Origin of the sequence: Paraburkholderia sp. RL18-085-BIA-A (genome assembly GCF_046027075.1) — a bacterium.
Classification (GTDB): domain Bacteria; phylum Pseudomonadota; class Gammaproteobacteria; order Burkholderiales; family Burkholderiaceae; genus Paraburkholderia.
The window spans coordinates 1-496 of sequence record NZ_JARESU010000596.1 but is presented as its reverse complement, the minus strand read 5'-3'; the positions used below and the strand labels follow the sequence as shown (position 1 = coordinate 496).

1 protein-coding gene and 1 pseudogene are annotated in these 496 nt (G+C 62.7%); both read right to left on the bottom strand.

Going from position 1 to position 496, the window contains the following annotated elements; genetic code table 11:
• Nucleotides 1-273, bottom strand: a pseudogene (locus P0D89_RS54010) (DNA-binding response regulator); the annotation flags it as partial.
• A 49-nt stretch (nt 274-322) separates the two neighbouring features.
• Nucleotides 323-496, bottom strand: a 174-nt coding sequence (locus P0D89_RS54005; RefSeq protein ID WP_408379834.1) for an ATP-binding protein, incomplete at its 5' end; no start/stop codon positions are given.

Sequence of the window (496 nt, the reverse complement as noted above, 5' to 3'; positions counted from 1 at the left end):
CTTGATCCGATCCGGCGTGGCGATCGAGCGCACCATCGCCACGACGATGGGACTATTCGGCAGACTCGCGAACAGCGGCACGGCAGCGAGCATCGCGGCCTGCGCGGCTGCATCGGCAGCCAGCACGACGACAGCGTCGAAGGGCTCCTGGGAGGCGACGAAGAGCGCGTCGCGCGTGTCGTCGGCACGTTGCAGACTATGTGCACTTTCCTGAAACGCCTTGTGTAACCAGCCGGCTTCGGGAATGGCCGGCGACACCAATAGAATGCGCATGCGATCAGCTCGAATCGATGGGTTCAGCTACGAATAAGGACACGGCGAGCTACGCGAGTGTATGCGGCCAGCACTCGATCGTCACACGGGTGCCCGGTGTGGCGTCTTCAATGGTCAGCCTGAAGTCGTGGACCCTCATGACGGCGCATACGACACTCAGACCCAGTCCCGATCCCGCAATATGCCGCGTTTGCTCAGCGCGGTAGAACCGCTGCATGACGGC